Below are 16,632 nucleotides of genomic sequence, written 5' to 3'. Positions count from 1 at the left end.
GCTAGGGTGAGGGGGCTTTCAAGTCGATCTGGGAGTCGCGCGTTCAGATAAAACCAGCGATCCACGATCAACCTTTGAGCTTCGACCAAATCCGATCCTGCAACTCCCGCGCCTTGTTGCTGCATTCCTTCTCCGGCCGCAGCCGCGAGGCGTATTCCTCGGGCATGTTGATCGCGTCCATGACCTTCCATTTCGCATCCAGCAACTGATCGCTCTGGATCCCGTTGGCATAGGCAATCGCGTTGGACACGGCCGCCGCGTTCTCGGGTTTCATCATCCAGTCGATAAAGATCTTCGCGTTGCCCGGATGCGGCGCGCTTTTTGGTACGGCGAAGTTGTCCTGGAACATCGCCAGGCCTTCTTTCGGGTACACGTATTTGATCGTGCTCTTCTGCAACGTGGCGCGGGCCGTCGAGCCGTTCCAGTTCTGCATCATGATCACTTCGCCCGAGGCCATGCGGTCGACGGTGTTGTCGGAGCTGTACATCTTCAAAAACGGTTTCTGCTTTTGCAGCAGCTCAAGGATGCGCTTGGCGTCCTGCGGGTTTTCCGTGCATTCGTCGACGTTCAGGTAATGGCTGGCGGCGTTGATCACGCTGCTGGAGGTGTCGAGGGCGGCGAGCTGGCCTTGCAACTCCTTGCGCGGTTCGAAGAATTCTTTCCACGAGTCGTCGAGCTTGCCGCCCGGCACCCGGGCGCTGTCATAGGAAAACCCGGTGGTGCCCCACAGATACGGCGCCGAGAACTTGCGGCCGGGGTCGAAGCTCGGGTCGCGGAACGGGCCTTTGACGTACTGGAAGTTGTTCAGGGTCGGAGCGTCGATTTCCAGCAGCAGGTCCTGCTTGATCAGCGTCTGCATGATCGACTGCGACGGCACGATCACGTCATACGCCGCGCCGCCGGCCTGCAACTTGGCGAGCAGGGTTTCGTTGCTGTCGTAGCCGTCCATGGTAACCTTGATCCCGGTCTCCTTTTCGAACTTGGCCAGCAGGTCCACCGGGTAGTAATCGGTCCAGTTATAGAAGAACAATTCCTTGGGCTCGGCCGCGTGAGCGCTGAACGCGGTGAAACAACTCAGGGCCAGACCGGAAATTGCCAAACGCATGCTTATGGTTTTCATGAACAGAGCGCTCCAGGTTTATTGTTGTTTGCCGCGTTGGCCAAGCCAGAAGGCCAGCACCACCAGCACAATGGAAATCACCAGCATCAGGGTCGAGATCGCGTTGATCTCGGGCGTTACGCCGGCCTTGATCGCCGAGAAGATGTACACCGGCAACGTGGTCGAACCGGGCCCGGCGACGAAGAAGGTCATGATGAAATCGTCGAGGCTGACCACGAACGCCAGTACCGAACCGGACAGCACCGCCGGCCACAGCAGCGGCAAGGTCACGCGGCGGAACACCTGCCACGGGTTGGCGTACAGATCGTTGGCGGCTTCCAGTAGGCTTTTGTCCAGATCGTTGAGCCGTGCGCGGATCGGCAAATAGGCGAACGGAATGCAGAAGCCGATGTGCGCGACGATCACCGTCATCAGCCCGAGCTTGATCCCCAGCGCCATGAACAGCAGCAGGGTGGCCACGGCGGTGACGATCTCCGGCAGGATCAGCGGCAGGTTGATCCCGCCTTCGACCATTTTCTGCCCGTAGAACGGCCGGTAAGTCGCCAGCGCCGCCAGCAGTGCAATCGCCGTGGCGCACACGGTGGCGATGGTCGCGACGATGATCGAGTTCAGCGCCGCCGTCTGGATCGACGGGTTGGCCAGGATCCGTCCGTACCAGGCGAACGAGAACTCGGTCCACACCGTCGCCGAGCGGTTGGCGTTGAAGCTGTAGACGATCAACACCAGGATTGGTACGTACAGATAGGCGAGGATCAGCAGGCTGATTTCCCGGGTCGCCGGGAGTTTTTTCAGGTGCAGAGAGATCATGCTTTCGCTCCCCGGTTCAGGGTTTTCGCCGCGCTGCGGCTATAGAGGGCGTAGAGCACCAGCGACAACAGCAGAATCCCCAGCAACAGGAACGACAGCGAACTGCCGAGCGGCCAGTTACGCGCGGTGCCGAATTGCTGTTGGATCAGGTTGCCGATCATCAGGGTCTTGCCGCCGCCGAGGATCGCCGGGGTGATGAAGGCGCCAAGGCTCGGCACGAACACCAGCAACGCGCCGGCAATCACCCCGGGCATCGACAGTGGCAGGATGATCCGGCGCAGCGCGTGCCAGCGGTTGGCGCCCAGGTCATAGGCGGCTTCCACCAGACGCCAGTCGAGTTTTTCCAGGGTCGAGTAGATCGGCAGAATCATGAACGGCAGGAAGCTGTAGACCAGACCGACGCTGACCGCGAAGTCGTTGTAGAGCAGGGTGATGCCGCCGGCACTCGGGAACAGCGCGTTGAGGCTTTGAGCGACCCAGCCCTGTTCGCGCAGGATGATCAGCCACGCGTAGTTGCGGATCAGCAGGTTGGTCCAGAACGGAATGGTGATGAGCAACACCATCAGGTTGCGCCGGCGCGGGGTCAGGCTCGACATCCACAACGCCACCGGAAACCCGAACAAAAAGCACAACACCGTGGTGCCACCGGCCTGGAACACCGAGCGCAACAGCGCCTGGGCGTAGACCCAGTTGAGTTCGAGTTCGCCGTCGAAACCTTCCTGGAAAAACAGCTGCACGTAACTCTGCAGTTGCCATTGGGCCTGCCAGTCGACGCCGCCGTAGGTGTTGCGCGGCAGCAAGCTGATGTAACCCATGATCCCCAGCGGAATGGCGATCAGGGCGAGCAGGGTCAACACCACCGGGCTGAGCAACAGCGCGCGGTTGAGGGAGGGGGAAGTGCTGCTGACGCTCATCTCAGGCCTCCATCAACAGGCAGGCCTGGGGCGGCAGGTGCACCGCCACGCGCTCACCGACTGCGCGACCACGGTTCAGGCCTTCGTTGTTTTCCCGCAGCATGACCTTGATGTCGTTGTTCAAGCGGCACTGGTACAGCGTCGCGGTGCCGACATACAGCACGGCCTCGATCACCCCGCGCAGATGATGGGGCTGATCCGCCGCGACCAGTTGCGAGCGCTCGGGACGAAACGCCAGTTGCACGCTGCTGCCGCTGACGCCCTGCGGCGGGCAGGGGATTTCCACCGGCATGCCGTTGGGGACGAAGATGTTTTCGTTGTGCTCGCCGCGCTTGAGCTGGCCGGGGAGGAAATTGATGTCGCCGATGAACTGGGCGACGAAGCGGTGTTGTGGGCGCTCATAGATGTCGGTCGGGGTGCCGATCTGCAGGATTTTGCCGGCGGACATCACCGCGATCCGGTCGGACAGGGTCAGGGCTTCTTCCTGATCGTGGGTGACGAAGATGAAGGTGATGCCGGCTTCCTGCTGCACGCGCTTGAGTTCGACCTGCATTTCCTTGCGCAGCTTCAGGTCCAGCGCCGACAGCGGCTCGTCGAGCAGCAGCACTTTCGGCTTCGGCGCCAGGGCTCGGGCCAGAGCCACGCGTTGCTGCTGGCCGCCGGATAATTCCGCCGGTTTGCGCCCGGCCAGGTGCTCCATCTGCACCAGCGCGAGCATTTCGTCGACCCGTCCCGGAATCGTCTTGCGATCAAGACCCTGCATCTCGAGGCCGAAGGCGATATTCTGCGCGACACTCATGTGCGGAAACAGCGCGTAACTCTGGAACACCGTGTTGACCCGACGCTTGAACGGCGGCAGGTGATTGACCGTTTCGCCCGCCAGACGGATCTCGCCGTCGCTGACGTGTTCGAAACCGGCGATGGTGCGCAGCAGGGTGGTCTTGCCGCAGCCCGAGGGGCCGAGGAGGGTGAAGAACTCGTTGTCGGCGATGTTAACCGACACGTTATCGAGGGCTGGTGCCAGGCCAGGATCATCAGAATACCGCTTGGATACGTTACGCACTTCAATGGCTATTGGTTGACCCATAATGGTGCAATCCTCTAATTATTGTATGCAATATCTGAATGCAATTTAGAAATACCCGGATTAATCTGCTTGCGCAACCCCCCATTTCCCTGACTGAGTCGTTCGTCGGGCAGCGTTGCCAGCATTGAAGGAGTTTTTGAATGACCGAGAAGAAAACGGAAACCACGGTCGACCGCGTCTACCAAGGGGTTTACGAGGCGATCAGCAAGCGTTCGCTGCGTCCGGGGATGAAGCTGGGCGAGGCGTCGCTGGCGGAGTTGTTCAATGTCAGCCGCACGTCGGTTCGTGCTGCGCTCAAGCAATTGGAGGCTGATGGACTGGTCACCACCGAGCCCAATAAAGGTGCGTCGGTGTCGCTGCCCAGCGATGAAGAGATCCGTTCGCTGTTCGAAACCCGGCGCCTGATCGAGATCGGCATCGTCACCGAACTGTGCCGACGCAAGGACTCCGCCGCGATGCAGGACCTGCGTGAGCACCTGCTGCTGGAAGACGAAGCCCACGAAGCCGGCGATCACGAGCGGCTGATTCACCTGCTCGGCGAGTTCCACATCAAACTGGCCCGCAGCCTGAATAACCCGGTGCTGCTCGACTGGTTCCAGAAGCTGATTTCCCGCGCCTCGCTGTACGCCGCCGCGCTGGATGACGACAGCCACGAAGCCTGCCGCGACGACGAACACCTGCGGCTGATCGAGTACATCGAGGCCGGCAATCAGAGCGCCGCGATCGAGCTGACCTGCATGCACCTGGACGGCATCCAGAAGGCGATTCTCGACGTCGCTGCGAAGCTCAAGACCGGCTACCATCCGCTCAAACACCTGATCGAAGTCTGAGCGTCGAGCCGGGGTGAAATCGGCTATACCTCTAATGAAACCATCGCTGCCCGGCGCGCTCGAAACAGACGGGCGCGGCGCTTGAACGCGCAGCGATAGAACCGGACCCACCACAAGGCGTTGAAGCAGCCGATGCAGTTTTTATCCGATAGCCATGGGTGTGACGGCTGGCAAGGCGAGATGGCCGGGCGGATCCGTGCGTTCGACTGGAGCGGCACGGATCTGGGCCCCCTCGAAACCTGGCCGGCCAGCCTGTGCAGCACCGTCCAGCTGATGCTGGCCTCGCCGCTGCCGATGGTCATGCTCTGGGGCCATGCCGGTTACATGATCTACAACGACGCCTATTCCCGATTCGCCGGTGGCCGGCATCCGTACCTGCTCGGATCACCGGTGGAACTGGGCTGGCCGGAGGTCGCGGATTTCAACCGGCATGTGGTCGATACCTGTCTGGCGGGCGGCACCCTGGAGTACCGCAACAAGGTGCTGGTGCTGCTGCGCGATGGCGTACCCGAGGACGTCTGGCTCGATTTGTATTACAGCCCGGTGGCCAACGATGCCGGAGTTCCCTCGGGCGTGATGGCGATGGTGGTTGAAACCACCGAACTGGTGCAGTCCGAACGGTTGCGCCAGGCCGCCGAAGACGCCTACCGCGCCGACAACGAGCGGGTGCGCCTGGCGCTGAATGCCGGTGCACTGCTCGGCTCGTTTGTCTGGGACGTCAGAAACAACGTGCTGTCGGCCGACGAGCGATTTGCCCGCACATTCTCCTTCCCGCCGGATCAGGACCTGACCAACCTGCCGCAGCACATCGCCGAGGCGCACATTCATCCCGATGACCGTCCCTGGGTGCAGGAGTGCGTCGAGAATTCGGTGCGCACCGGCGAGCCCTACAACGCCGAGTACCGCGTGATACGAGCCGATGGCAGCTTCCTGTGGGTGCTGGCCAGCGGTTGCTGCGAGTTCGACGAGCAGGGCCAGCCGTTCCGTTTTCCCGGCGTGCTGATCGACATCCACGAGCGCAAGATCGCCGAAGAGTCCCTGCTCAAATTCACTCGCAATCTCGAACAGCGGGTGGCCGATGAGGTCGAGGCGCGGCTCTCCGCTGAAGAGCAATTGCGCCAGTCGCAGAAGCTCGAAGCCATCGGCGGCCTCACGGGCGGCGTGGCCCATGACTTCAACAACCTGCTGCAAGTGATCGCCGGCAACCTGCACCTGCTGGCGCGGCATGAACCGAACAATGCCAACGTCCAGCGCCGGGTCAGCGCCTCGCTGGCGGCGGTGGAGCGTGGTGCCAAGCTGTCTTCGCAACTGCTCGCTTTTGCCCGTCGCCAGCCTCTGTCGCCGGCGGTGTGCAATCCCCGGCAGATCTTCGAAGGCGTCGGCGAGTTGCTGCAACGGGCACTGGGCGAAACCATTCAGATCGACGTGCAACTGCCGGACGAACCGTGGCACATCAACGTCGACCGCAATCAACTGGAAAACGCCATTCTCAATCTGGCGATCAATGCCCGGGACGCCATGAAGGGCGAGGGCACGATCGTGCTCGGCGCCTCCAACCTTTCACTGGACCGGGCGTTCTGTTCGGGCAAGGGCATCGTGCCGGGGGATTTCGTCCGGGTTTCGGTCAGTGACAGCGGCGTCGGCATTGCTCCGCACATGCTGGAGCAGGTGTTCGAGCCGTTCTTCACCACCAAGGCCGACGGCCAAGGCACCGGCCTCGGCTTGAGCATGGTGTTCGGCTTCGTCAAACAGAGCGGCGGGCATGTCGAGATCGACAGCCAGGTGGGCCAGGGCACGCGAGTGCAGTTGTATTTTCCGCGCAGCCTGCGAGCGGTGGGGCAAGCGGCGCCCAGCGTGGAGAAACACCTCACGGGCGGCCACGAGACGATCCTGGTGGTCGAGGACAACGAAGCGGTACGCACCTCGGCGGTCGAGTTGTTGCGCGAAGAAGGTTATCGCGTGCTGATCGCCGGCAATGGCGACGCGGCCATGCAGATGTTGATGGAAGGCGCTCGGGTCGATCTGATCTTCACCGACGTGGTCATGCCCGGCCTGATCAAGAGCTCCGATCTGGCGGCGTGGGCCAAGGTGCAGATGCCGCCGGTGGCGGTGCTGTTCACCTCGGGCCACACCCGCGACATCATCTCGCGCAACCATCAGCTAAGCCCCGATACCCATTTGCTCGGCAAGCCTTACGGCCCCGAAGCGCTGTTGCAGATGATCCGTTCCGTGCTCAGTGCCTGAGCTTCGAATCCCTTGACCAAGGCTGGCCAATGACCTCCAAGCGCAGCTCCAATTCCGCCGCCGGTATGGTTCGCGTGCGCGGCGCCCGTGAACATAACCTGAAGAACGTTGACGTCGATATCCCCCGTGATGCGCTGGTGGTGTTCACCGGTGTGTCGGGCTCGGGCAAGTCGTCGCTGGCGTTTTCAACGTTGTATGCCGAAGCCCAGCGGCGCTATTTCGAATCGGTGGCGCCCTATGCGCGGCGGCTGATCGATCAGGTTGGCGTGCCGGACGTCGATTCCATTGAGGGACTGCCACCGGCCGTGGCCCTGCAGCAACAACGCGGCACGCCGAGCACGCGTTCTTCGGTGGGCAGCGTGACCACGCTGTCGAGCCTGATCCGCATGCTGTATTCGCGCGCCGGCAGCTACCCGCCGGGTCAGCCGATGCTGTATGCCGAGGATTTTTCACCGAACACGCCGCAAGGCGCCTGCCCGGAGTGCCATGGACTGGGCCGGGTCTACGAGGTCACCGAGGCATTGATGGTGCCGGATCCTAATCTGACCATCCGCCAACGCGCCGTGGCCTCCTGGCCGCTGGCCTGGCAGGGGCAGAATCTGCGCGACATCCTGGTGACCATGGGCATCGACGTCGATATTCCATGGCGCAAGCTGCCGAAAAAGCAGCGCGACTGGATCCTCTTCACCGAGGAAACGCCGACGGTTCCGGTGTACGCCGGGCTGACGCCGGAAGAAACCCGCGTCGCCCTCGAGCGCAAGATGGAGCCGAGTTATCAGGGCACGTTCACCGGCGCCCGGCGCTACATCCTGCACACCTTCACCCATTCGCAAAGTGCGCTGATGAAGAAGCGCGTTTCGCAATTCATGCTCGGCAGCCTGTGTCCGTTATGCGATGGCAAGCGCCTCAAGCGAGAGGCGTTGTCGGTGACGTTTGCCGGGCATGACATCGGCGAGTTGTCGCGGATGCCGCTGCTGCAAGTCGCCGAAGTCTTGAAACCGGTGGCGGGCGCAAGCTGGCTGGAACACGCCGATGAAACCGGCGAAACCCTGACCCACAGCCAGACCCGCGAAGCCCGCCAGCAACGCGTGGCCCATGGCGCCAGCGGCCACGCCAACGCGCCGGACGTGCGCCATACGCCGAACCTGTCGCTGGAAAAACGCCTGGCCGCGCAGCGCATTGCCGAGGACTTGCTGGACCGGGTCAGCACCCTGACCGATCTCGGCCTTGGTTACCTGGCCCTGGAGCGCAGCACGCCGACCCTGTCCTCCGGCGAATTGCAGCGTCTGCGCCTGGCAACGCAATTGGGCTCGCAACTGTTTGGTGTGATCTACGTGCTCGACGAACCTTCCGCCGGCCTGCACCCGGCGGACGGCGAGGCGCTGTTCGAGGCCTTGCAGCGTCTGAAGGCCGATGGCAACAGTGTGTTTGTGGTCGAGCACGATCTGGACACCATGCGCCGCGCTGACTGGCTGATCGACGTCGGCCCGGCAGCGGGCGAAAAGGGCGGGCAGATTCTCTACAGCGGCCCGCCGCCGGGGCTGGCGACGATCGAGCAGTCGCAGACCCGCGCCTACCTGTTCGCCGAACAGCAACGGTCGACCCGCGCCTACCTGTTCGCCGAACAGCAACGGTCGACCCGCGCCGCGCGTAAACCGTCGGGTTGGCTGAAGCTCGATGGCGTCACCCGCAACAATCTCGATAACCTCAGCGCCGAATTTCCGTTGGGCTGTTTCACCTCGGTCACCGGCGTCTCTGGTTCCGGCAAATCGAGCCTGGTCAGCCAGGCGCTGCTGGAACTGGTCGGCGCGCAACTCGGGCGCAGCGTCAGTGACGCCGAGCCGGAGGAGCTCAATCTGGAAGACGATACCCCGACCGCCAGCACCGGCCAGGTCAGCGCCGGGCTGGAGTCGATCAAGCGTCTGGTGCAGGTCGATCAGAAACCCATCGGCCGCACCCCGCGTTCGAATCTGGCGACCTACACCGGGCTGTTCGACAACGTGCGCAAGTTATTCGCTGCGACCGACGAGGCGAAAGCAGCGGGTTACGACGCCGGGCAGTTTTCCTTCAACGTCGCCAAGGGTCGCTGCCCGACCTGCGAAGGCGAGGGGTTTGTCAGTGTCGAGTTGCTGTTCATGCCCAGCGTTTATGCGCCGTGCCCGACCTGCCACGGCGCGCGTTACAACCCCGAGACCCTGGCCATCCACTGGCAGGGCTTGAGCATCGCGCAGGTGCTGCAATTGACGGTGGACGAGGCGGTGACGGTGTTTGCCGAGCAACCGACGATCCGCCGTTCGCTGGAGGTGCTGCGCGATATTGGCCTAGGTTATCTGCGCCTCGGGCAACCGGCGACCGAGCTGTCCGGCGGCGAGGCCCAGCGGATCAAGCTGGCCACCGAACTGCAGCGCAACCAGCGCGGTGCGACGTTGTATGTGCTGGATGAACCGACCACCGGGTTGCATCCACGGGATGTCGACCGTTTGCTGGAGCAACTGGATACGCTGGTGACGGCGGGGCACACGGTGATCGTGGTCGAGCATGAAATGCGCGTGGTGGCGCAGAGCGACTGGGTGATCGACATCGGCCCGGGGGCGGGGGATCAGGGCGGCAAGATCGTCGTGGCCGGGACGCCGCAGAAAGTGGCGGCGAGCAAGAAAAGCCGGACTGCGCCGTTTCTTGCCCGCGATGGCGGTGTGTCAGGCGCCGTCGAGGGTGCGGCGCACCTTGTCCAGCAACTCACGGATCTGGAACGGTTTGATCAGCATGTCCATGCCGGCCCCGAGGAACACCTGGCGGTTGATCGCGGTTTCGGCGTAACCGGTCATGAACAGGATCGGCAACCCTTCACGCCAGCCCCGGGCAACGTCTGCCAGTTCGCGGCCGCTCATGCGCGGCAGGCCGACGTCGGTCAGCAGCAGGTTGATCGACGGATCGTTCTGCAAGCGTTCCAGCGCGGTTTCGATATCGCCGGCCTGGGTGCAGCGGTAGCCGGCGTCCTCCAGCACTTCGGTGACGAACAGCCGCACCGACGGCATGTCTTCGACGATCAGCACATGCTCGCCAGTGCCTTTCGGGTCAATCGTCGGTAGCGGTGTATCGGCGCCGGTCGGGTCGGTGGTCGCCGGCAACATGATCGTCACTTCGGTGCCACGCCGCGCCACGCTGCGGATGTGCGCATCGCCGCCGGACTGGCGGGCGAAACCGTAGATCGTCGACAACCCCAGCCCGGTGCCCTGGCCCAGCGGTTTGGTGGTGAAGAACGGCTCGAACACCTTGTCGATGACGCTGTGCTCGATGCCGGTACCGTCATCGCGCACCGACAGCGCCACGTAGGAACCATCGGTGAGGTTCGGATCGCCGTGGGAGTACGCGGCGTAGGTGCTGACCCAGATATTGCCGCCCTGCGGCAACGCGTCCCGGGCATTGATCACCAGGTTGAGCACCGCGCTTTCCAGCTGGATCGGGTCGACCAGCGCGATGGCTGGTTTGGTGGTCAGCTCAAGCTTGAGAGCGATCCGTTCGCCGATGGTGCGCACCAACAGTTCTTCCAGCGAACGAACGTGATCGTTGATATCCACCGGGCGGGTGTCGAGCGGCTGTTGGCGGGCGAAGGCCAGCAGGCGATGGGTGAGCGAGGCCGCGCTCATCGCCGAATTCAGGGCGGCTTCGGCGTAGAACTGGACCTTGTCCGGGCGGGCATCGGCAACGCGCTTCTGGATCAGTTCGAGGCTAGTGATGATCCCGGTCAGCAGGTTGTTGAAGTCATGGGCGATGCCGCCGGTGAGTTTGCCCAGCGCATCCATTTTCTGCACTTGCAGCAGTTGCGATTCGGCGCGTACCCGGTCGGCGACTTCCTTGGCCAGTTGCGTGGTGGTGTCGTCCAGCCGCGCCAGGTGCGAGCGTTCGCGGTGACGGTGTTCGGTGACGTCTTCGACGAATACCAGGCTCAGCTTCGGCGTACGGTAGGGTGAAATCTGCCACTCGGTCTCGCGGATCTCGCCCTGCACGCGCATGTTCAGCGTGCCTTTCCAGCGCTCGCCATCCACCAGCCGCAGGCGCAGTTCGTTGAGGATCGCGCTCTGATCCTCGGCGAAGCATTCGCTGAGGGTCTGCGGGTCGCGGTTGTCCTGGATCAGTTGGGAGAAGGCGTGATTGCACTCGTGGACTTTCAGGTCGGCGTCGAGCACCGCGATCGGCGCGGAGACGTTGACGAAGATCTCGCGGAAACGCGCCTCGCTTTCGCGCAGGGCGTTCTCCGTGTCGCGCACCCGCAGCAGGGTTCGCAACGTTGCCAAAAGCACATCGGGATCGACCGGGTGAATCAGGTAGGCATCGGCACCGGCATCGAGGCCGGTGATGATGTCGCCGGTCTGGATCGACGCTGCCGACACGTGGATCACCGGAAGCAGTGCGGTGCCCGGGTCGGTACGCAGTTTACGGACGATGTCGAACCCGCTCATGTCCGGCAGGTTGACGTCGAGAATCAGCGCATCGAGCGGTTGACTGGCAATCAGGGCCAGGCCGTCGCCGCCGGTGCCGGCCTCGAACACTTCGTAGCCGTGGCGCTCCAGGCGTCGGCGCAAGGCGTAGCGGGTGGCGACGTTGTCATCGACGATCAACAGACGGATGTCATGTTTCATCGACGTTCTCCTGGGCAAGCGCCAACGGAATGATCACGAAAAAGCTTGAGCCCACGCCCGGCGTACTCTCGACACCCACTTCACCGCCGAGCAATTCGGCGAAACGCTTGCACAGCGACAGGCCGAGCCCGGTGCCGCGCAGGCGTTTTTGCAGCGGTGAATCGACCTGTGAAAAGTCTTCGAACAGGGTACCGTGCAATGCAGGGGCGATACCGATGCCAGTGTCGCTGACCGCAAATCGCACCTTGTCCTGCCCCTCGAGTCGTGCCGAGACCCGGACTTCACCACGGGTGGTGAATTTCAGCGAGTTGGAAATGAAGTTGCGCAGGATCTGCGCCAGCTTCTTGTCATCGGTGAAGAGGCGCGGCAGTCCCACCGGCTCTTCAAAAATCAGGTCCACCGCGGAGGCGTCGACAATCGGCCGGAACATCCCGCGCAGTGCGGCGAACAAGTCGAACATGTCGAACCACGCCGGGGAAATGGTGATGCGCCCGGCCTCGATCTTCGCCAGATCGAGCAGGTCGTCGACCATGTCACTGAGTTCACGGGCGGCGCTGCTGACGAACGCGACCTGCTTGTGTTGCTCGGGGCTGAGCGGGCCGTCGAGCTCGTCGGCCAGCAGGCTGTTGATGCTCAGGATCGAGCCCAGCGGCGTGCGGAATTCGTGGCTCATGTACGACAGGAAGCGGCTTTTCAGGTCCGAGGCCTGGCGCAGTTGTTCGGCCTGGGTGTCGAGTTCGGCGTACAGGGCGAGCACGCCCTGATTGGTCTCGTCGAGCTCTTCGCGCAGTGCGGCGGTTTCGCTCTGCAACTGGGCGATCAGCGCGGTCTGTTCTGCGCTGTTCAGGGTCGGGGACTCAGCCATGGGCGGCCTCCAGGGCAACGACCAGCACCGTTACATCGTCGCGTCCGCGACAGAAATCGCGGTGCAGGACGGTGGCTATCACGGCGGGATGGCGATGCACCAGACCGGGGTAGTCTTGAAGGTTCCAACGGGACTGCAAGCCGTCGCTGTACATGATCAATAGATGTCCGTTCACGTGAGCATAGTCAAAGGGCTGGGCTTTTCGGTATTGGCCGCCGACGATTCCGGGATGCGAGGCCAGTCCGCGGGATTTGTCGGAGGCGATCAGGCTCGCACCGATATTGCCGATCCCGGCGAACGTCAGGCTGGCCCGTTCAGCGTGAAACTGTGCGAATGCCACTGCGCCGCCACGGGTTCCGATCATTTCGCGGTGCATGTCTTCCATCAGAACCGTCGGCGCACCGAACGGGGTGAGAGCAAAGGCTTTTTCGCCTGCTCGGGCCGCACGCTCGGCGTCCTCGCCATGGCCCAGACCGTCGACGATCAGAGCACTGATGTCACTGCCGTGAATCGCCAGATGCCAGACGTCGCCGCAGGCTGGATCGTTGTGCAGCGAGTGCTGGCTGACACCATACGGCAGATCCGCCTGACGGTCGCTGCGCGGGTACAGACGAGCCAGCAACACGGCGCCGCGATGGTCGGCAAATACGTCGAAGACCTCCGCCTGCCGGGCTACCGCACCCAAGCCGATGCCCTGGGTGCCGCCGGTGGAAAAACCGTCCGCCAGACACGCGTCCAGATCAAACCCCTGAGCACGGTCGACCGCAATCATCTCGATGCCGTCGTCACCCTGACGGGGCACCAGGCGCAGGTGCAATTCCCCGCGCCCGGCATGCTTGAGCACATTGCTCGCCAGTTCAGTGGCCACCAGCGCCACGCGGCCGGCGTCGCTGTCACCGAAACCGTGTTGCTCGGCCAGACGCTGCGCCGTACGCCGGGCATGGCCGATCTGGCTGCTGTCCTCGATCACCAACACCTGGGTCAGTGTCCCGCTGATATTCATGTCCATCGGGTGATCGTTATGCGAGTGCCTTTGCCGGGCTCTGTGTCCAGTTCGAATTCATCCACCAGTCGCTTGGCGCCGGTCAGGCCCAGGCCCAGGCCCAGGCCGCTGCCGGAGGTCCAGCCATCGGTCATCGCCAGTTTGAGGTCGGGAATGCCGGGGCCTTCATCGCGGAAGGTCAGGCGCAGGCCGACCTTGTGGTTGTCGTCGAGGATCTGCCAGTCCATGTCGCCGCCACCGCCGTAGACCATGATGTTGCGCGCCAGCTCGCTGACGGCGGTCACCAGTTTGGTCAGGTCGATCAGGCGCATGCCGCATTCGGTGGCCAGTTTGCGCGCCTGTTGCCGGGCCAGTACCACGTCCTGCTCGATTTTGATCGGTTGTGTACCGCTGCTGCGCACGGTCATTGCTGGCGTACTCGTTCCTGCAGCAGTTTCATTCCGCGCTCGACGTTCAGCGCGGTGCTGACGCCCGGCAGGTTCAGGCCGAGCTCGACCAGCGTGATCGCCACCGCCGGTTGCATGCCGACGAGCATGGTTTCGGCGTCCATGATTTTCGACAAACCGGAAATGGTGCCAATCATCCGGCCGATGAACGAATCGACCATGTCCAGCGCCGAGATGTCGATCAACACGCCCCGCGCCGAGGTTTTGCTGATGCGCTCGGACAGGTCGTCCTGCAGGGTGAGGGCGAGCTGGTCATGCATGTCGACCTGGATGGTCACCAGCAGGAAGTCGCCCATCTGAAGAATCGGGATACGTTCCATGGGTTAAACCGTCTTGGCGAGGGTGATGCCCAGGCGAGTCAGCGCCAGCTTCAAGGCATCAGCCAGATTGGCTTTGGTCACCACGCCTTGCAGGTCGAGGCCCAGGTGGACGATGGTCTGGGCGATCTGCGGACGCACACCGCTGATGATGCAATCGGCACCCATCAGGCGGATCGCGGTCACGGTTTTCAGCAGGTGCTGGGCCACGAGGGTGTCGACGGTCGGCACGCCGGTGATGTCGATGATGGCGATTTCCGAACCGGTGTCGACGATGCGTTGCAGCAGCGATTCCATCACCACCTGGGTACGTTGCGAGTCGAGGGTGCCGATCATCGGCAGCGCGAGCACGCCATCCCACAGCTTGACCACCGGGGTCGACAGTTCCAGCAGTTCTTCCTGCTGGCGCTTGATCACCGCTTCACGGGATTTCTGGAAGGTGCGGATGGTGTGCAGGCCGAACGCGTCGAGCAGTTCGGAGATTTCCCAGAGCTGTTCGGCCAGCAGCGCCGGCTGTTCCCGGTAATGACTTTGCAACAAGGCGAACAGCGGACCTTTGAGCGAGAAAATGAAACTGGCGGTCTGCTGCGAATCCTGACCGAGCAGGGCACGGCTGTGGGAGAGTTTTTCGAGGAACTGGCGGGTGGTTTCCCAGCCCGGCGCGGCGATATTGGTGCCGTTGTCGTTCTCCAGACCGCTGACCACCAGTTGCAGGAACTCGCTGGTCTGTTGCTGCACGTCGTGTTCTTTGAGATTACGGGTGGCACCGCTGTCGACCAGCCCTTGAGTCCATTCGCCCAGCAGTTGTGCCTGTTTGTTTTTCATCGCATCGAGTGTGCTGTTCTGCAGTGCTGCCATGTGCCTGTTGCTCCATCGCGAATTGGGGGCCGGCGGATAGGAAAATGACCGGCGCGAAATGAATGACATTTGCCGTTTGAAATAGTTGTTCGTTCTCGCGTGGATATTTTTGATCTGCCGCACGGAACGCACCGATAACTCTAGTCGCCATGGCCGGGAGCGCCGGTTTTTCGTGCAAAACGGCGGGCCAAAAAAAGAGGCCGCGTCCAATGGAGGCGGCCTCTTGAGGCGTGTAGCGTTACTTGCTCGGGTGTTTGGCCTGCAATTCCTTGGCGGCGGCCAGGTGTTTTTGCAGCCCCGGCAGCATTTTCTGGGCAAAACCCTTGAGCTCGGTGGCGCCTTTGACCTTGTCATCGGTCACGGTGTTGGCCTGTTTCTCGAACAGTTTGATGGCTTCTTCGTGGGCCTTGACCTGGTTGTTGGCGTACGCCGCATCGAAGGATTCATCGCGGACTTCGAGGATTTTTTCCTTGGCCTGTTTGACCAGCGTGGTGGTGTCCGGCACTTCGATGTCGTGGGCCTTGGCAATCGTCGCCAGTTCATCGTTGGCCTTGCCATGGTCGGTGATCATCATGTTGGCAAAAGCCTTGATGTCGGCGGATTGGCTTTTTTCCAGCGCCAGGCGACTGGTTTCGATCTCAGCGATGCCGCCGGCAGCGGCGTTGTCGACGAAATCGTTGTCGGTGGCGGCGAAGGCCGAGCCCATGCCGGTGGTCAAGGCGACGGCCAGAAAGAGATGACGCAGTTTGAATCCGTCCATTGGTGTTTCTCCACGCAGGTTTTTGTGAGCGTTATTCAATGGAGGGACGAGCGCGGGCGAAGGTTTTATCGGGTTTGCGACAGGGCGACGAACGGGCACCGCTGGTCTGACAGGTGGTCGACAGAACCGGTCAACCGAGGCCATTCTGATATCTGGCCAGCGCAATCGGTCGCGTTGGCTGCCGATCAACTGACGGAGGTGTTCCATGCCGGTGACCCATGATCTGTTACAGGACTTGAAACTAACAAAGGAAGAGATCCAGCAACGACGCACCGCGGATCCACATCTGGACGCACTGATCAACAAGTATTCCCAGGCGGACGCCGAAGTCGTCAAGGCCGAGACGGCGACCTCGGATGCACCCAGCGACGACACCCTGAAGAAACTCAAAGAGAAACGCCTGCAGGTCAAGGACAAGATCGTCGAGCAATTGCAGGTTCGAACCTGACCGTCAGTCGCGCCACCGGCCCTCGGTGGTGAAACGACTGGAACGACAGCCCCGAACGGCACCTCGAATGTTCAGAGTCTTCACATAGCGACTCTTACCGAGGTGCCTTATGAACAAGCCAAAATTCCCCAGTGAAGAGCAGGGCGCATTCGACCCGGTTCCCACGCATCCCGAGCCGAACAGTCCGGCGCACACCGTCCGTAATCCTGAAGAGGAACGCAAGAGCGAGGAAGTGCCGGAGGATGAAGATCCGGACAAGTTCGATCGGTCCAGCAACTGACCGCCAGCCATCG

15 protein-coding genes and 1 pseudogene are annotated in these 16,632 nt (G+C 62.4%); 5 read left to right on the top strand and 11 right to left on the bottom strand.

The genetic code is table 11. The features are described 5' to 3' along the window. Positions 1 to 67: 67 nt before the first annotated feature. The 4 genes from M5G18_RS07140 to M5G18_RS07125 are packed head-to-tail and all read right to left on the bottom strand — an operon-like array spanning position 68 to position 3,928. Entirely contained in the window at positions 68 to 1,120 is a 1,053-nt protein-coding gene (locus M5G18_RS07140) for an extracellular solute-binding protein (RefSeq protein WP_273897316.1), read from the bottom strand. An 18-nt stretch (positions 1,121 to 1,138) separates the two neighbouring features. Then, complete coding sequence (locus tag M5G18_RS07135) at positions 1,139 to 1,927, bottom strand: ABC transporter permease (protein WP_085695903.1); 789 nt, start codon at positions 1,925 to 1,927, stop codon at positions 1,139 to 1,141. Beyond that, complete coding sequence (locus M5G18_RS07130; RefSeq protein WP_007959454.1) at positions 1,924 to 2,841, bottom strand: ABC transporter permease; 918 nt, start codon at positions 2,839 to 2,841, stop codon at positions 1,924 to 1,926. Before M5G18_RS07130 ends, M5G18_RS07135 begins: the two co-directional genes overlap by 4 nt. A 1-nt stretch (position 2,842) precedes the next feature. Then, a complete protein-coding gene (locus tag M5G18_RS07125) occupies positions 2,843 to 3,928 on the bottom strand; it encodes an ABC transporter ATP-binding protein (RefSeq protein ID WP_085603189.1) in 1,086 nt (361 codons plus the stop codon). A 140-nt stretch (positions 3,929 to 4,068) separates the two neighbouring features. On the opposite strand from M5G18_RS07125, the gene M5G18_RS07120 reads away from it, so the two are divergent. From M5G18_RS07120 to M5G18_RS07110, 3 genes and pseudogenes are all read left to right on the top strand, one after another. Continuing rightward, the gene (locus M5G18_RS07120) at positions 4,069 to 4,758 is read left to right on the top strand and encodes a GntR family transcriptional regulator (protein ID WP_273897313.1); all 690 of its coding nucleotides are present in this window, start codon (positions 4,069 to 4,071) and stop codon (positions 4,756 to 4,758) included. Between the two features lie 132 nt (positions 4,759 to 4,890). Continuing rightward, positions 4,891 to 7,002, top strand: coding sequence for an ATP-binding protein (locus tag M5G18_RS07115; protein ID WP_273897312.1), 2,112 nt, complete (start codon positions 4,891 to 4,893; stop codon positions 7,000 to 7,002). 29 nt (positions 7,003 to 7,031) lie between these two features. After that, positions 7,032 to 9,686: pseudogene (locus M5G18_RS07110) on the top strand (excinuclease ABC subunit UvrA); the annotation flags it as partial. A gap of 12 nt (positions 9,687 to 9,698) precedes the next feature. On the opposite strand, the gene M5G18_RS07105 reads toward M5G18_RS07110, so the two are convergent. From M5G18_RS07105 to M5G18_RS07075, 7 genes are all read right to left on the bottom strand, one after another. Further along, positions 9,699 to 11,642, bottom strand: a complete 1,944-nt coding sequence (locus M5G18_RS07105) for a response regulator (RefSeq protein WP_273897311.1) — start codon at positions 11,640 to 11,642, stop codon at positions 9,699 to 9,701. Then, entirely contained in the window at positions 11,632 to 12,507 is an 876-nt protein-coding gene (locus M5G18_RS07100) for a sensor histidine kinase (protein WP_273897310.1), read from the bottom strand. Before M5G18_RS07100 ends, M5G18_RS07105 begins: the two co-directional genes overlap by 11 nt. Beyond that, complete coding sequence (locus M5G18_RS07095) at positions 12,500 to 13,510, bottom strand: ATP-binding protein (RefSeq protein ID WP_273897595.1); 1,011 nt, start codon at positions 13,508 to 13,510, stop codon at positions 12,500 to 12,502. The genes M5G18_RS07100 and M5G18_RS07095 overlap by 8 nt, the downstream gene beginning before the upstream one ends. Beyond that, positions 13,507 to 13,917 (bottom strand): anti-sigma regulatory factor, encoded by a 411-nt coding sequence (locus tag M5G18_RS07090; RefSeq protein WP_273897308.1) that lies wholly within the window; start codon positions 13,915 to 13,917, stop codon positions 13,507 to 13,509. Before M5G18_RS07090 ends, M5G18_RS07095 begins: the two co-directional genes overlap by 4 nt. Then, complete coding sequence (locus M5G18_RS07085; RefSeq protein WP_007959463.1) at positions 13,914 to 14,276, bottom strand: STAS domain-containing protein; 363 nt, start codon at positions 14,274 to 14,276, stop codon at positions 13,914 to 13,916. Before M5G18_RS07085 ends, M5G18_RS07090 begins: the two co-directional genes overlap by 4 nt. A 3-nt stretch (positions 14,277 to 14,279) precedes the next feature. Continuing rightward, entirely contained in the window at positions 14,280 to 15,131 is an 852-nt protein-coding gene (locus M5G18_RS07080) for an STAS domain-containing protein (protein ID WP_273897306.1), read from the bottom strand. A 238-nt stretch (positions 15,132 to 15,369) separates the two neighbouring features. Further along, complete coding sequence (locus M5G18_RS07075; protein ID WP_273897304.1) at positions 15,370 to 15,891, bottom strand: DUF4142 domain-containing protein; 522 nt, start codon at positions 15,889 to 15,891, stop codon at positions 15,370 to 15,372. 205 nt (positions 15,892 to 16,096) lie between these two features. Here M5G18_RS07075 and M5G18_RS07070 point away from each other — a divergent pair, with 205 nt between their 5' ends. Both M5G18_RS07070 and M5G18_RS07065 read left to right on the top strand, forming a co-directional pair. Further along, positions 16,097 to 16,339, top strand: a complete 243-nt coding sequence (locus M5G18_RS07070; protein ID WP_273897302.1) for an HP1242/YdcH family protein — start codon at positions 16,097 to 16,099, stop codon at positions 16,337 to 16,339. A gap of 109 nt (positions 16,340 to 16,448) precedes the next feature. Next, positions 16,449 to 16,619, top strand: a complete 171-nt coding sequence (locus M5G18_RS07065) for a hypothetical protein (RefSeq protein ID WP_192561267.1) — start codon at positions 16,449 to 16,451, stop codon at positions 16,617 to 16,619. Positions 16,620 to 16,632: the final 13 nt, after the last annotated feature.

The sequence above is a fragment of the Pseudomonas aphyarum genome, from assembly GCF_028657055.1.
In the GTDB taxonomy this organism is placed as follows: Bacteria; Pseudomonadota; Gammaproteobacteria; order Pseudomonadales; family Pseudomonadaceae; genus Aquipseudomonas; species Aquipseudomonas aphyarum.
The sequence above is the reverse complement of the archived record's forward strand: the minus strand, read 5'-3'. Positions and strand labels throughout refer to the sequence as shown.

Bases quoted from the DNA above. Each gene is read 5' to 3' on its own strand.
- M5G18_RS07140 (WP_273897316.1), bottom strand. From the start codon at position 1,120: ATGAAAACCATAAGCATGCGTTTGGCAATTTCCGGTCTGGCCCTGAGT.
- M5G18_RS07135 (WP_085695903.1), bottom strand. From the start codon at position 1,927: ATGATCTCTCTGCACCTGAAAAAACTCCCGGCGACCCGGGAAATCAGC.
- M5G18_RS07130 (WP_007959454.1), bottom strand. From the start codon at position 2,841: ATGAGCGTCAGCAGCACTTCCCCCTCCCTCAACCGCGCGCTGTTGCTC.
- M5G18_RS07125 (WP_085603189.1), bottom strand. From the start codon at position 3,928: ATGGGTCAACCAATAGCCATTGAAGTGCGTAACGTATCCAAGCGGTAT.
- M5G18_RS07120 (WP_273897313.1), top strand. From the start codon at position 4,069: ATGACCGAGAAGAAAACGGAAACCACGGTCGACCGCGTCTACCAAGGG.
- M5G18_RS07115 (WP_273897312.1), top strand. From the start codon at position 4,891: ATGCAGTTTTTATCCGATAGCCATGGGTGTGACGGCTGGCAAGGCGAG.
- M5G18_RS07105 (WP_273897311.1), bottom strand. From the start codon at position 11,642: ATGAAACATGACATCCGTCTGTTGATCGTCGATGACAACGTCGCCACC.
- M5G18_RS07100 (WP_273897310.1), bottom strand. From the start codon at position 12,507: ATGGCTGAGTCCCCGACCCTGAACAGCGCAGAACAGACCGCGCTGATC.
- M5G18_RS07095 (WP_273897595.1), bottom strand. From the start codon at position 13,510: ATGAATATCAGCGGGACACTGACCCAGGTGTTGGTGATCGAGGACAGC.
- M5G18_RS07090 (WP_273897308.1), bottom strand. From the start codon at position 13,917: ATGACCGTGCGCAGCAGCGGTACACAACCGATCAAAATCGAGCAGGAC.
- M5G18_RS07085 (WP_007959463.1), bottom strand. From the start codon at position 14,276: ATGGAACGTATCCCGATTCTTCAGATGGGCGACTTCCTGCTGGTGACC.
- M5G18_RS07080 (WP_273897306.1), bottom strand. From the start codon at position 15,131: ATGGCAGCACTGCAGAACAGCACACTCGATGCGATGAAAAACAAACAG.
- M5G18_RS07075 (WP_273897304.1), bottom strand. From the start codon at position 15,891: ATGGACGGATTCAAACTGCGTCATCTCTTTCTGGCCGTCGCCTTGACC.
- M5G18_RS07070 (WP_273897302.1), top strand. From the start codon at position 16,097: ATGCCGGTGACCCATGATCTGTTACAGGACTTGAAACTAACAAAGGAA.
- M5G18_RS07065 (WP_192561267.1), top strand. From the start codon at position 16,449: ATGAACAAGCCAAAATTCCCCAGTGAAGAGCAGGGCGCATTCGACCCG.